12 protein-coding genes are annotated in these 14,187 nt (G+C 63.4%); 6 read left to right on the forward strand and 6 right to left on the reverse strand.

Translation table 11 applies throughout. The features are described from left to right. Positions 1–10: 10 nt before the first annotated feature. Positions 11–619: a CDP-alcohol phosphatidyltransferase family protein gene (locus LB565_RS04455; protein WP_224581964.1), complete on the reverse strand. Its 609-nt coding sequence runs from the start codon at positions 617–619 to the stop codon at positions 11–13. A 278-nt stretch (positions 620–897) separates the two neighbouring features. Here LB565_RS04455 and LB565_RS04460 point away from each other — a divergent pair, with 278 nt between their 5' ends. From LB565_RS04460 to LB565_RS04470, 3 genes are all read left to right on the forward strand, one after another. Next, a complete protein-coding gene (locus LB565_RS04460) occupies positions 898–1,377 on the forward strand; it encodes a MarR family winged helix-turn-helix transcriptional regulator (RefSeq protein WP_059186480.1) in 480 nt (159 codons plus the stop codon). After that, positions 1,374–2,573, forward strand: a complete 1,200-nt coding sequence (locus LB565_RS04465) for an HlyD family secretion protein (RefSeq protein WP_224581965.1) — start codon at positions 1,374–1,376, stop codon at positions 2,571–2,573. Before LB565_RS04460 ends, LB565_RS04465 begins: the two co-directional genes overlap by 4 nt. A 408-nt stretch (positions 2,574–2,981) precedes the next feature. Beyond that, a complete protein-coding gene (locus tag LB565_RS04470) occupies positions 2,982–4,514 on the forward strand; it encodes a DHA2 family efflux MFS transporter permease subunit (protein WP_224581966.1) in 1,533 nt (510 codons plus the stop codon). Between the two features lie 6 nt (positions 4,515–4,520). Here LB565_RS04470 and LB565_RS04475 read toward each other — a convergent pair whose 3' ends face one another. After that, positions 4,521–5,027 (reverse strand): CAP domain-containing protein, encoded by a 507-nt coding sequence (locus LB565_RS04475; protein WP_224581967.1) that lies wholly within the window; start codon positions 5,025–5,027, stop codon positions 4,521–4,523. A gap of 236 nt (positions 5,028–5,263) precedes the next feature. On the opposite strand from LB565_RS04475, the gene LB565_RS04480 reads away from it, so the two are divergent. Continuing rightward, positions 5,264–6,088 carry a DUF2189 domain-containing protein gene (locus LB565_RS04480; protein ID WP_224581968.1) on the forward strand — a complete coding sequence of 275 codons (825 nt, stop codon included), beginning with the start codon at positions 5,264–5,266 and terminating at the stop codon, positions 6,086–6,088. Between the two features lie 158 nt (positions 6,089–6,246). Here the strand turns inward: LB565_RS04480 and LB565_RS04485 are convergent, their stop codons facing one another. The 3 genes from LB565_RS04485 to LB565_RS04495 form a co-directional block, all read right to left on the reverse strand. Then, positions 6,247–6,879, reverse strand: coding sequence for a LysE family translocator (locus tag LB565_RS04485; RefSeq protein ID WP_224581969.1), 633 nt, complete (start codon positions 6,877–6,879; stop codon positions 6,247–6,249). A gap of 289 nt (positions 6,880–7,168) precedes the next feature. Then, complete coding sequence (locus tag LB565_RS04490; RefSeq protein WP_224581970.1) at positions 7,169–9,142, reverse strand: TadE/TadG family type IV pilus assembly protein; 1,974 nt, start codon at positions 9,140–9,142, stop codon at positions 7,169–7,171. Between the two features lie 198 nt (positions 9,143–9,340). Continuing rightward, positions 9,341–11,275: a pilus assembly protein TadG-related protein gene (locus LB565_RS04495; RefSeq protein WP_224581971.1), complete on the reverse strand. Its 1,935-nt coding sequence runs from the start codon at positions 11,273–11,275 to the stop codon at positions 9,341–9,343. A gap of 279 nt (positions 11,276–11,554) precedes the next feature. Between LB565_RS04495 and LB565_RS04500 the strand changes: the two genes are divergently transcribed. Beyond that, on the forward strand, positions 11,555–12,415 hold the full coding sequence (locus tag LB565_RS04500; protein ID WP_224581972.1) for a TIGR01459 family HAD-type hydrolase: 861 nt from the start codon (positions 11,555–11,557) through the stop codon (positions 12,413–12,415). 32 nt (positions 12,416–12,447) lie between these two features. Next, positions 12,448–13,431, forward strand: a complete 984-nt coding sequence (locus LB565_RS04505) for a bifunctional riboflavin kinase/FAD synthetase (RefSeq protein WP_224581973.1) — start codon at positions 12,448–12,450, stop codon at positions 13,429–13,431. Between the two features lie 120 nt (positions 13,432–13,551). On the opposite strand, the gene LB565_RS04510 is transcribed toward LB565_RS04505, so the two are convergent. Next, complete coding sequence (locus tag LB565_RS04510) at positions 13,552–14,106, reverse strand: HdeD family acid-resistance protein (RefSeq protein ID WP_224581974.1); 555 nt, start codon at positions 14,104–14,106, stop codon at positions 13,552–13,554. Between the last annotated feature and the right edge of the window lie 81 nt (positions 14,107–14,187).

Here is a 14,187-nt window from a genome sequence, read left to right on the forward strand (position 1 = left end):
CCCTTGATGCTTAGCCGGTGTTGCCAGTAAGGCCGGTGCGTATCCGGTTGATGGCGGTCAGCAGCGAAAGCGTAGCCATGGCCGGAAACACAAAAGGCGCGATCGAGGCTGGCCAGAAACCTATGGCGCACAAAGCTGCGACCACGCCGAGCCCCAGCGCCCTGTCGCTCTTGCCGAACGGCCCGGCATAGTTGCGCCCCGTCCCAGCAGCGATGCCGAGCACGCCGGCGAATTCGGCGAGCATCGCTGCAACGGCAAAGGCAACGACGGCCCAGACGCCAAACTGCGGGAAAGCCGCAAACGGCAGGATCAGCGCGAGGTCGGAGACGACATCGCAGATTTCGTTGAGATACATGCCAAGCGTCGAGGCCTGGCCATGCTCGCGCGCCAGCATGCCGTCCATGGCGTTGAGCGCCATGCGCATGAACAGCACCAGGGGGACGAGCAGCAGAAGAAGGCGCGAGCCGGGCGCCACCGCGATCGCCACTCCGGCCGCGATCGAGAGGGCGGCTGCCAGCATGGTGATGGAATTGGCGGTCACGCCCATTGTCGCCAGCCGATCGACAAGCGGCCGCAGCCTGTCCTGGAAAGCCGGCTTCAGCGCATAGAGCGTCGGCATTGCGTGATCCCCCGATCCACGGCGCAACCTTTACCATGAGCGAGCCGAAAGGCGCTAGCGTGCGCAGAAACCCGGGTGAATATTGAGACGGTTGAGGCCTTGCTGTGAATGCATCGCCCAAGCGATCGCATCGGCCGGTATGGGTTCGCCGTGCGGCGGATCGGCGAATTCACTGACCGCTAACCATGAATGCACCGCATGCCTGCCATGTCGATTTGCCGGCTTCTGGAACAAAGCTGCCTCTTGAATAGTGAGCACGCTTATTATATGTTCCGCTCATGGTTTCAGACGGTATCGACAGATTGGGATTTTTGATCCACGACGTGCAGCGCCTGATGCGCAAGCGTTTCGAGGCGCGCGCCAGTGGGTTGGGTCTTTCCTCGGCGCAGTGGCGCCTGCTTGTGCGCGTTGCCAAGGAGGCGGGCGTCGCGCAGGCGCGGCTTGCCGAGCTCCTCGAAATCGAGCCGATCAGCGTCTCCCGCCTGGTCGACCGCATGGAGGAGGGCGGCTGGATCGAGCGTCGCCAGGACGCGACTGACCGGCGCGTGCGCATGATCTTCCCGACCGAGAAGGCGAACGCGGCCTATGCCGACGTCAAGAGCCTAGCCGGCGAGGTCTATGAGGAATCGTTGACCGGCGTGTCGGCGGAAGAGCGCCGCGTCCTGATCCGCGTGCTGGACACCATCGTGCAGAATCTGACGGACGGCGAGACGTCGTCCCTGGAAAAGATCAAGAATACGGAAGGGGCAGCAGCATGAACGCGGCAGCCAAGATAGAAGACGACAACGTCACCAAGCTTGCGCCGGCGCAGCCGGTTGCAGAAGCCCCGGCGCAGCCGGCGGCCGCTCCGGTCGCGGCGGTTCCCGAGCCGCAGCCGGCTCCGGCCGCGCCCAAGAAGAAGCGCCGCCTCGGGCGCTTCCTGTTGATGGTCGCCCTGCCGCTGGCCCTGCTTGCCGGCGGCGCGTATGTCTGGGTCACGGGCGGCCGCTACCAGGAAACCGAGAACGCTAACCTGCAGCAAGCCAGGATTTCGGTCGCCTCCGACACGGCCGGCCGTATCGTTCAGGTCGGCATCGCCGACAACCAGCTGGTCAAGCAGGGTGACCTTCTCTTCGTCATCGATCCCGAGCCTTACAAGATCGCGCTCGCCCAGGCCGACGCGGCGGTCGCCGCCGCGCGCCTCAATGTCGAGCAGTTGCGCGCCGCTTACAGCCAGGCGATGGCGCAGGAGAGATCGGCGAGCAGCGAGGTCGATTATGCGCAATCGCAATATGACCGCGCTGCCGATCTTGCCCAGAAGGGAATCAACGCCAAGTCCTCGCTCGACGAGGCGCGCAACGATCTGGACAAGGCCAAGCAGCAACTGGCCGTCGCCCAGCAGGGCATCGTCAGCGCTAAGGCAGCACTCGGCGGCAATCCGGACATCGAGACCGACAAGCATCCGACCGTGATGGCGGCGCTCGCCGCGCGCGACAAGGCCGCCTACGATCTAGCGCAGACGACGGTCAAGGCACCGGCAGATGGCATCGTCTACCAGGCCGCCTCGTTCAAGGTCGGCCAGTATGTTTCGGTCGGCACACCGCTGTTCGCGCTCGTCGAGACCGGCGACACCTGGATCGACGCCAATTTCAAGGAGACCCAGCTCACCAATATGAAGCCGGGCCAGAAGGCCGAGATCGTCGTCGACACCTATCCGGGCCGCACCTTCGAGGCGACCGTCAAGGCGATTGGCGCCGGCACGGGCGCGGAGTTCTCGCTGCTGCCCGCGCAAAACGCTACCGGCAACTGGGTCAAGGTCACGCAGCGCATTCCCGTGCGCCTGGAGTTGACCGATCCCGACGCCAAGATGGCGTTGCGCACCGGCATGAGCGCCACCGTCACGGTGGACACCGGCGTGGCGCGCGGCCTGCCGTCGATCTTCGGTCATGCCACCGCAGGGGAGCAGGCGCAGTAAAGACAGCGAAGCCCGTCGCGATCCGGCGGGCATTGAGGGGATTGGTCCGCTGGGACGTGGCAAGGATCAGCAAGGCAAGCCGCATGGCGGCTTCTTCGAAAGCTGAGGCTTGGGCACGGACTCCGTCGGTCCTCAGGTTTCCGGGCGGCAGGTATCCGCTCCAGCAGAGACTTTCGGTCGATGTAACCCCCACATCGATCGTCGCGTCCCACCGCGATGAAGGTCTCTCAACGGGAGGCTTTGCCGCCCGGAAACCTAGAGCCGGATGATTTCAGGTGTTCGACCTGAAATCTGAATCCGCCTCTGACTCAAAGAGATAGAGCATGATGGCGTCCGAACGCCGCTTCACACTTTTCGGCATCATGCTCTAACGTACACGTTTTTGTTACCTGCTGGAAGTTCAGCATCATGAGCACGCCCGAAGCCTTCAAGGAAGTGCCGCATCGCGGACTGATCACAGTCGCGCTGATGCTGGCGACGATCATGCAGGCGCTCGACACCACGATCGCCAATGTCGCGCTGCCGACCATGACCGGCGACCTCGGCGCGTCGCCCGACAACATCAACTGGGTGCTGACCTCCTATATCGTGGCCGCGGCGATCATGACGCCGGTCACGGGCTGGCTGGCCGACCGGCTCGGCCGCAAGGAGCTGTTCCTCACCGCCGTCGTCGGCTTCACCATCTTCTCCATGCTCTGCGGTCTTGCCTGGAGCCTCGAGACCATAGTGCTCTTCCGCCTGCTGCAGGGCGTGTTCGGCGCGGCCATCGTGCCGCTGTCGCAGACCTTCCTGCTCGACATCAACCCGAAGGAGCGCCATGGCCAGGCGATGGCCATCTGGGGCGCCGGCATCATGCTCGGGCCGATCCTTGGCCCGACGCTCGGCGGCTGGCTGACCGAAAACTTCAACTGGCGCTGGGTGTTCTTCATCAACCTGCCGGTCGGCATCCTCGCCTTCCTCGGCATGGCCGCCTATCTCCCCGTCATCGCCAAGCGCGTGCGCGGCTTCGACTTCTTCGGCTTCGCCATGCTCTCGCTCGGCGTCGGCGCGCTTCAGCTTCTGCTCGACCGCGGCGGCGAGGTCGATTGGTTCAACTCGGCCGAGATCTGGATCGAGCTCGCTCTGTCGCTCACCGGCTTCTGGGTGTTCATCATCCACACGGTGACGGCCGAGCACCCCTTCATCGACCCAAAAATCTTCCTCGACCGCAATTTCGTGACCGGGCTGGGCTTCATCTTCGTCATGGGGGTGCTGATCCTGGCCTCGATGTCGCTGTTGCCGCCGATGCTTGCCAACATCTTCGGCTATCCGACCGTGACGATCGGCGTCGTGCTGGGGCCGCGCGGCATCGGCACGATGATTTCGATGCTCGTCGTCGGCCGCATCATGCACAGGATCGATGCCAGGATCCTCGTCGCCATCGGCTTCCTGCTCACCGCGCAGTCGCTCTACACGATGGCGAGCTTCACGCCGCAAATGGACAATTGGCTGATCATCTCCTCGGGCGTCATCCAGGGCCTCGGCATGGGCATGGTGTTCGTGCCGCTGTCGACGGTCGCCTTCGCCACGCTCGACGCGCGCTATCGCACCGACGCCACCTCGCTGTTCAGCCTGGTGCGCAATCTGGGCTCGTCCATCGGCGTATCGGTTGTCGCGGCGCTGATGGTGCGCAACACCCAGATCAACCACACCGAGCTGTCGGCCTTCATCAACCCATACAATCCGAACCTGTGGGCCGCTTCTCCGGCGGCCGCCGCCGGCAATCCCCTAGCACTTTCGCAGGTCGACCGTGCGGTGAATGCCCAGGCGATGATGATTTCCTATATCAACGACTTCAAGATCCTGATGGTGATGACGTTGGCCGCCATTCCATTCGTCATTCTGCTGCGCAAGCCCAAGGCGGCGCCGGCGGCCGGGGCGCCCGCAGCCCACATGGACTAGACTAGTTTATCTGCCCAGCACCAGCGCCCAGTAACGCAGCGCCGGATCGCGGCCGTCACGCACATAGGCCAGCCCGAAGCGGCTGAAATCCGGGTCGAGCATGTTGCGGCGATGTCCGTCCGAATGCATCCAGATGTCGAACAGTTTCTGCAGGTCGAAGCGGCCCTCGGCGATGTTTTCGGCCGCCGCACCCCGCACGTCATTGTCCTTCATGCGCGAGGCAAAATCCTTGCCCCAGCCGGTGGTGTGGCTCATGCGCTCGCGCGAGGCCATGTAGCCGGCCTGCTGCAGCGCCGCCTGTTCGAGCTGCGCGTCCGGCGTCAGCGTGGGCAGACCGGCGGAGCTGCGGATACCGGCCAGAGTCGCCGTGGCGGAGGAGGAGACGCCGGCGCCTTCGCCGGTCGGCACCGTGACTGTGCTGCAGGCCGCGATGCCGGCAAGTGCTGCAAGGCCGGCGGCCTTGAGCAGCGAACGGCGGTTCAGATCGGGGAGGGCTGTGATCGAGATGCTCATCCGGCCTCTGATACCGCCGATCGTGGCTTTTGCCAGGCGGGGGATGAAGGCCAGGGATGAAAATCGCGTGAAGCGGCGACTTTCCCCGGAATATCGGTTATGATGCGGCCGTTCTTGAAGTGGCAGCCACGGGCGGCCACCGCAGGCGGTGACCGACCCGCGTTGATCTGGCGCATGATTGCTTGACGAGAACCTTCCGGTTCTCGGGCTCCTGCGCTGACAAACGGAGGACGGTTATGGCCGGTTTTCATGTCATGACGGACGCGCACGGGATGCATGTGCAGCCCGCGGTGCGCCACATCACCACGTCGGATCTCTGGGATGCGTTGAGGCTCGGCGCTGCGGATTTCTGGGCCAAGCCGTCGCATTATGTGTTCCTGTGCCTGATCTATCCGATCGTCGGCCTGATCCTGACGCGGTGGAGCTCCGGCTCCAACGCCATCCAGCTCGTCTATCCGCTGATGTCGGGCTTCGCGCTGATCGGGCCGTTCGCGGCCATCGGCCTCTATGAGATCAGCCGCCGGCGCGAGCTCGGCATGAGCAGCCGCTGGCATCACGCGCTCGACGTGCGGCATTCGCCGGCGCTGCCGTCGATCGCTGTGATCGGCATCCTGCTCTTCGCGCTGTTCCTTTTGTGGCTGTTCGCCGCGCAGTCGCTCTACACTACCCTGTTCGGCGCCGAGCCGCCCGCTTCCGTCGGCGCTTTTTTGCGCGACGTGCTGACGACCGGCAAGGGCTGGACGCTGATCCTCGTCGGCAACGCCGTCGGCTTCGTTTTCGCCGCCGTCGTTTTGGCCACCACCGTCATTGCCTTTCCGCTGCTGCTTGACCGCGATGTCGGCGCCGTCTCTGCGATCGAAACCTCGGCCCGCGCCGTCATGGCCAATCCGCTGACGATGGCGCTTTGGGGGCTTACGGTCGCCGTATTGCTGGTGGTCGGCTCGATCCCGCTGTTTGCCGGGCTTGCCGTCGTCATGCCGATCCTCGGCCACGCGACCTGGCATCTCTACCGCAAGGTGGTCGAGCCGGAGCAGATCCGGCCGGTACGTCGGCCGATGTAGATCTGATGGCTCGCCCTTAGGGTACGTTGAGATTCAGGTCAGGCCGAGTCGAGAAGATGGCTGTCGAGAACCGGAGCGGAGCGTACTGCAGTACGTGAGCACCGGAAGCGCAGACAGCCGTCATTCGCAGGCCGGTCTCACCTGAATCTCGATGTGCCCTAGCGCTGCGCCTCGGTCGCCATCCTCAAGGCCAGCGCCGTCAGCACCGTGCCCATCATCCAGCGCTGCACGACCAACCAGAACGGCCGTCCGGCGAGGAAATTCGCGATCGAGCCGGCGGTTACCGCGATGATGGCGTTGACGGTGAGGCTGATCGAGATCTGCGTCACGCCGAGCACCAGAAGCTGCGACAGAACATGGCCCTTGGCCGGATTGATGAATTGGGGCAAGAGCGACAGATAGAGCACGGCCACCTTCGGATTGAGCAGGTTGGTCATCAGCCCCATGACGAAAAGCTTGCGCGGCCGGTCCCTGGGCAGCTCGCGCACCTGGAACGGAGAGCGCCCACCGGGCCGCAGCGCCTGCCAGGCGAGCCACAGCAGATAGAGCGCGCCGGCGAAGCGAAGCGCGTCATAGGCGTAAGGCACGGCAAAGATGAGCGCGGTGATGCCGAAGGCTGCCGACACCACGTAGAACAGGAAGCCCAGCGCCACACCGCCGAGAGAGATCAGCCCGGCTTTCGGCCCTTGCGACAGTGAGCGCGAGATCAGGTAGATCATGTTCGGGCCCGGTGTCAGCACCATGCCGAGGCAGATCAGCGCGAAGGTGAGATGGTTGGCGGCGTCGGGCATTGGCGGCTCCATTCGTGCAAACAATCATCACGACCGTTCGCCGGCTGCAAGGCCTTGATTGCGGGAGCTTTTGCACCAGCGTTGAAGATTGGCGGAAGCGGCGAAGCGCGTAATCTCCTCCCTTGAGGGGGGAGATGTCGCCAAAGGCGACAGAGGGAGGCACCTCAGCCGGCACGACCTCATCTTTGATGAAGGGAAGTTGCGCTCTACGTGAGACGACCCCCTCTGGCCTGCCGGCCATCTCCCCCGCAAGGGGGGAAATCCGCAATCTCTGCGCCGGCGCTACCTGCTAACCCACCACCCGCAGGTTCGACAGCTCGTTGGCAATCTCCTTGAAATTGTCGGAGAGCGTCGCGCCAGTGGCGTTCCAGAACAGCTTGGCCGGCTTGCTGGGGTTGGTCGGATCCTTGCGGAAGCGGGAATCGGAAGAGCATGCCTTCAGCGCGGCCATCGCCTTCTGGTCGCTGGTGTCGGTCGATGACATGTCGAGAGCGACCGTCATCACCATGATGTTGGCCGCCTTGGCGTTGTCGCACAATTTCGCCATCTGCTCGTTCATCGCCGCGGTGTAGTTGCTCGACGAATAGTTGAACTGGCCGATGGCGCTCGACGTGCCGCCGAACAGGCGGGTGACCGAAGTGCCGTTATAGCCGACGCCGGTATAGCCATAGGCGGCATAGGTCGACTTGTTGCCGGCCGGGTCGGGATTGACCGTCGAATAGGTGTTCTCGCCGTCGGTGAGCACGATGACGACCTTGTCGTTGCCGCGTTCCGTTTCCGGCCGCCCCTCGGCGAAGGGCGGGGCGCTGGAGACGGTGCGCCAGCCCCAGGCCATGCCTTCGGGCACATTGGTGTTGCCGTTGGGCTGCATCAGGTCGATCGCCGCCTTGATGGCTGCCAGCCCGTCCGTGGTTGTGACGTCGGTGAGCGGCGTGATCGGCGTGGTGGTGCAGCTGTAGTTCGGGCCGGCGCCTTTCGACAGCACCGGCGCATTGATTGGCCGGGGCATGAAATACTTGGCCATGTTCGACTGCCTGGTCTTGCCGGTGGTGCTCGAGGGATCGTCGTTCCACCAGCTGTTGGCCGCGCCATAGGTCACCGGCCTCGGTTCGTCGGGGTCCTGGGTCACGTACCAGTGGTTGCCGGGTTCGTCCGGGGCGAACATCGGCACGAACATCGTCGCGGGGTCTCCGACGCCAATGCCGGTGTTGTTGGGGCCGCCGGAGGCTGGCGTGTCGTCGACATTATAGGGATAAGGCCGGACCTCGACGCAGCCTTGCCAGCTGGCGAACGGCCCGTAAGTGTCGATATAGTCGTATTCGTCGTGGCTGCGCTTGCAGGTGTGGTTGTCGCGATATTCGTCGCAGACGACGCGCTTGCTGCCGGCGATACGTTCGTGGCTGGTGACGACCTTCATGTCCCGATAGAGCTCGAAGCGGGTCAATATCTGACCCTCCTCCGTGCCCCAGCCGGTACCCTTTTTATACCAGATGCCGTTGGTCTTCTGGGCGTATTTGTCCGGCGCATTCAGCGTCGACCAGTCGAAATTCTCATTGGCGACCGGCGACAGCCCGTAGGTGTCCATCCAGGAGGCATTGTCGTTTTCCGGCCCCACATTGACCGAGGCCGCGAACGGCACGAGGCTGAACTGGACCGGCTTGTCGATCTGCTTGATCTGCGCCGCCTGTTGCGCCAGCGTGTCGACGAGCTGCTTGGCGGCCTGCTTGAGCAAGTCGATGCGCTTCTGTCCCGTGCCTGTGCCGGGCGTTGTCATGGAGCCCGAATTGTCGAGCACCATCGCCACTTCCAGCGTGTTCTTCAACCGCACCTGGGAACACATCTCGATCTGGATCGGCTTATGCGCGTCGACGTCGGATGCGCCATTGAGCAATGCCGCGGCCGGATAGAAATAGGGGTGATAGGTGAGCGTCGCGCAAAGCTTCATCAGGCCGCCGCCGGTCTGGCTGCTCGGCAGTGTGACATCGAGCGAAAGGTTGCCGGGGTCGATGCCATTGAGGTTGGAATTGAAGAAGCTGGCCGCGTAGGTCCTTATCTGGTCGTCGGTGGCGCCTTCGCCAAGCCGCCGCGCGGCGGCGAAATTGGCGGCGTCGAGCGCGTTCAGCACCATCTGCTTCTGGCGGTTGAGCTCGCCGAAATCGACACCAACGGCCACTGCGCCCATTATCGGCACCATCGCGACTGCCGTCATGAGCGCATAGTTGCCGCGCCGGTCGCGGCAGAATTGGTGCCAGAATTTGCGCATTGTACTTGAAGCGGCCCCCCGCCGGCGGATTTCTGTCAGGTCACACTTCCACAAAGCGCTGAAGGCGCGGTTTGGCTAGCGGGTTGATTGCTTAATGGCGACTCCACCAACCGCTAGCCAAATCATTGCCGGATACATGCTGCGCGATGGAAAACGCGCGCCTCGCGGCCGGGCGTGGTCGATCGTCTGTCGTGCCGTTCAGCTGACGATGCGCAGGTTCGATAGCTCGTTGCCGATTGCCTTGAAGTCGTCCGACAGCGTGGCGCCGGTCGAGTTCCAGAACAGTTTCTTCGGCGTCTTGCCTGTCGGGTCGGCTGGATCCTTAGCGTAGCGCGAATCCGACGAGCAGGTCTTCAGCGCTGCCATCTGCGCCGCCTCGGCCGCGTTGCTGGAATCGAGGTCTAGCGCGATGGTCATGACGATGATATTGGCCGCCTTGGCGTTGTCGCAGAGCGTTGCCAGATGCTCGCTCATGGCCTTGGTATAGTTGGCGTTCGAATAATCGCTCTTGCTGACGTTCATGCTGGTGCCGAGGAATGGCCGGCCGTAGGTGTAGGAGCTTCCGAACGGCTTGGTCTGGCTGCCGTAGGCAAGATATCCGAGGGCCGAATAAATGGCTTTGTTGCCGGAAAGATCGTTGCCGCCGCTCCTGTAGTAGGTGCCCGAGTACGTCTGGGCACTCACCGAATCCGGCGTGTAATAGGTATTGGCGCCGTCAGTGAGCACGATCAGCACCTTGTCGTTGCCCTTTTCGGTCTCCGGCCGACCGTCGGTGAACGGGGCCGTGCTCGAAAGCGTCCGCCAGCCCCAGGCCATGCCTTCCGGCACGTTGGTGGCGCCGACATCGACCATAGCGTCGATCGCGTTCTTGACCGTGGTGGCGCCGGCAGAGGTGGAGACATCGGTCAGCGGCGTGATCGCCGTCGTGCTGCAGCTGGTGTTGGGACCGGCATTCGAGCCGTAGGCGGGTGTTACCTTGGTCCCGTAATTGAAATATTTCGGCATGAATTTCTGGCGGGTCGGGCTGTCGGTGCTGGGCGTCACGTCGAGGTGCCAATTGTTGTTTGCTGGCCGGCCGTTGCCGTCCGTATAGTCGGTCTCGTCAGGCGCGAACATCGGCACGAAGAGCGTCGCCGGCGTCGAGGTCGAGGCGGCCGTATCCTGGACATTGTATGGGTAGGGACGCGACTCGACGCAGCCGCTCCAGCTCGCGATTGGCGCGTAGGTTATGTTGGACGTGCAAACATTGTTCGAATCTTTGGTGCAAGCCGAAATTCGCTGCATCCATTTGTAGAGTGAGAAACGCGTCAGCGGCTTGTCTTTTTGGCTGGCGTCCCAGTCCGTGCCGCGCGCATACCAGATGCTGCCGACCTTCTCGACATATCTCTGCGGCCAGGGCGAATTCCCCTGGGTCATCGTCGTCCAGTCGAAATTCTCGTGCTGGATGGGCGAGATGCCATCTTGATCCATCCAGGCCGCATCTTTGTTTGCCGGGCCGATATTGACCGAGGCGGCGAACGGAACCAGGCTGAATTGAACCGGCTTGGAAACCTGCTTCATCAGCTGCGCCTGGCCAGCAAGCTGGTCGACCAGCTGCTTGGCGGCACTCTTCAGAAGATCGAACCGCACTTGGTTCGAGCCGTGGCCGAGCTCGGTCATCGAGCCCGAATTGTCGAGCACCAGCGACACTTCCAACGTGTTCTTGAGGCGGATTTCGGACCGCGCCGAGAAGTTGATAGTGGTCTGGCCGGGTGTTCCGCCGAGCAGCGCGACCGCGGCCGGCAGGAAGTAGGGCTGGTACTTCAGGGCCGCCTCGAGCACCAGCGTGCCGCCGCCGGCATTGTTGTTCGGCAGCGTCACCGTCAGCGTCGTGTTCGCCGGAAGGACGTGCCTGAGATTGGCCTCGAAGAAGGTTTTGGCGTAGGCCTTGGCGTCGGTGTCGCTGGCTCCGGCGACAATCTGCTGTGCCGTCGCGATGCCCGCGGCATCCAGCGCGTTGAGCGTCTCCTGGCGCTCCCGCACCAGTTCGGTATAGTCGACCGCCAGCGCCACGCCGCCCATCAGCGGTATCATGGTGATGACCGTCGCCAAGGCATAGTTGCCTCGTATGTCGCGAAAAAAATCGCGGATCATTGTGCTTACCCCCGCCAAGGACCCATGTTGGAATACGACCATGGTCGCAGTTGATATGATACCATGGTCGTAAATCGTTAAATTTCAGCTTGCGCGAAACAATCAACCACGCGCCACCTTTTTGACTGCGCGTTAACTCTGTGCTCGCGAGCTTGGGGTATCGCCCCGATGGTAGCGACGGGGAAAGCTCGTGACAGGATGAAGCGCTTCCGTTATGCGGGACCGGCCACGGCGGGCCCGGCTGTCGCCTTGCCAGGGATGAAAATCAGGGGACACAGCATGGCGGATTCGCCTGACATCATCGCTTCGCTCGACGATCTTGCGGGGCGCTACGCCGCCATCCTGTGCGACGTTTGGGGCGTCGTGCACAATGGCGAATGGCATTTTCCAGCCGCCGCCGCGGCGCTTGCAAGGGCGCGCGCGGCCAACGTGCCGGTCGTGCTGATCACCAATTCGCCGCGTCGCAGCGCCGACGTCGTCGCCCAGATGAAGGTGATCGGCGTGCCTGCCGACGCCTTTGACCGGGTCGTTACCTCGGGCGATGTGACCCGCGACCTGATCGCCGAAGGACCCAGGAAGATCTTCCATATCGGTCCCGAGCGGGATTTCACGCTCTATGACGGGCTCGACGTCGATCTCGTCGAGGAATTCGAGGCCTCGGGCATCGTTTGCACGGGCCTCTATGACGACGAGGTCGAGAAACCCGCCGATTATGCCGAGCTGCTGCAGCGGCTGCGTGCCCGCAATCTGCCGTTCATTTGCGCCAATCCGGATATACTGGTGGAGCGCGGCGAGCGCACGATCTGGTGCGCCGGCGCGCTCGCGCGAGATTATGCGCAGCTGGGCGGCCGCACGTTGATTGCCGGCAAGCCCTTCGCGCCGATCTACGATGTCGCCATGAAGGAAGTCGCCGGCCTTCTCGGCCGCGCCGTCGAGCGCAGCGAGGTTCTCGCCATCGGCGACGGCATGATGACCGACGTCAAGGGCGCGGCCGACAACGGCTTCGACGTGCTCTATGTCTCCGGCGGCATCCACGCTCGCGATTATGGCGATCCGCTGCGGCCCGATCCGGAAAGACTGGCGGGCTTCCTTGAAAAGCACGGCTACCGGCCGGTCGCCGTCATTGCGCGTCTGCAATAGGTTGGTGGTCTGGCCATGACGGGCGCCTCGACATGAAGCAAGCCTTCGAACATCTTTCGGCGGTCTCGCCGCTGCCCCCGCATCTGCGCGGCGGCGTCGTGGCGATCGGTAATTTCGACGGTGTCCATCGCGGCCACCAGTCCGTTCTGGAGCGCGCGCTGAGCGAAGCCCGCCGCAACGGCGCGCCCGCTTTGGTGCTCACCTTCGAGCCGCATCCGCGCAAGGTGTTCCGGCCACAGGTGCCGCTCTTCGTGCTGACGCCGCCGCCGATGAAGGCGCGGCTGCTCGCCGGGCTTGGCTTTGCCGCTTTGGTCGAGCAGCCGTTCACGCGCGATTTTGCCTCGCTCTCGCCCGAGGCCTTCGTGACCGATGTGCTGGAGAAGAACCTCGGCATCCGCCACGCCGTCACCGGTTTCGACTTTCATTTCGGCAAGGACCGCCAGGGCGGTCCGGCCTTTCTGATGGCGGCCGGAGAACGGCACGGCTTCGGCGTGACGCTGGTCGACGCCTTCCGCGACGAAGGCGCGGAGGTGGTTTCGTCGAGTCGCATCCGGGACCTGCTCGCCGAGGGCAAGGTGGAGGAGGCCGCCGGCCTGCTCGGCTACCGTTTCACCGTCGAGGCCGAGGTGATCGGCGGCCAGCGACTTGGTCGAACCCTCGGCTTCCCGACCGCCAATATGCGGCTTTCGCCGGAAGCGGCCTTGAAGGAAGGGATTTATGCCGTCCGCTTCCGCCGCGCCGATGGCACGCTTCATGACGGCGTCGCCAGCTTCGGCCGGCGGCCCACTGTCGATGACAATGGCGCGCCGCTGCTCGAAACATACGTCTTCGATCTTTCCGGCGAACTCTATGGCCAGGCCTGCCAGGTCTCGTTCTTCGGCTTCCTGCGGCCGGAGCTCAAATTCGATGGCCTCGACGCGCTGGTGGCGCAGATGAAGAACGACGAGGCGGAGGCGAGGGCGCTGCTGGCGGGCGTGCGCCCGCTCTCGCAACTCGACGCCGAAATCGTTTTCTAAAGCATGTCTCCCGAAAGTGGGAACCGGTTTCGGGGCAAAGACATGCGCAAAATCAAAAGCCTAAAGCGCAGGGAGCGAATCTAAAAGATCGCGATGCGCTTTTAGGTCGCCCTGTTGTTTCTATCGCTTCAAGGCGAGCCCGATGGCGATGAAGCTCCAGCCCTGGAACACCAGATCGATCGCCAGGAATATGCCCAGCACCCAGAGGCTGTTCACCGGCCAGCCCATGGCGATCATCAGGCCGAGCAGAATGGTGATGATGCCCGCCGCGAGCAGCCATCCCCAGCCTTGCTGCGGCCGGTGACTGAAGGCCACCCAGGACCGCAGAAGCCCCGAAGCGACGAGCGCGATGGCCAATAGCAGCGTCAGCACCGCCGAGGCGAGCAACGGGTTGTCGAAGGCGAAAAAGCCGGCGACGGCGTAGAGCAGCCCGCTCAGCAGCCAATAGAGGAAACGTCCCCAGGTCTTGACCCCGAAGGCGTGGATGATCTCGATGATGCCGGCCATCAGCATCAGCCAGCCGACGACATAGACCGAGGCGACGGTGGCGATGAACAGATTGCCGAAGGCGATGCCGCCGAAGATCAGCAGCAACACGCCGAGCGCCACGAACCATCCCCATTTGTCACGCGTCTGGCCGATCGTATCTCTGAGTGCATCGCTTGGCAGAGTCATGGTTTCATCTCCCTCGAAACTCACCACCGGTTGTGCGGCGAGAGGAAGCTAAACCCAATGGTATTGTCCGTCCAGCAACAC

Origin of the sequence: Mesorhizobium sp. CA14 (genome assembly GCF_020165195.1) — a bacterium.
In the GTDB taxonomy this organism is placed as follows: Bacteria; Pseudomonadota; Alphaproteobacteria; order Rhizobiales; family Rhizobiaceae; genus Mesorhizobium.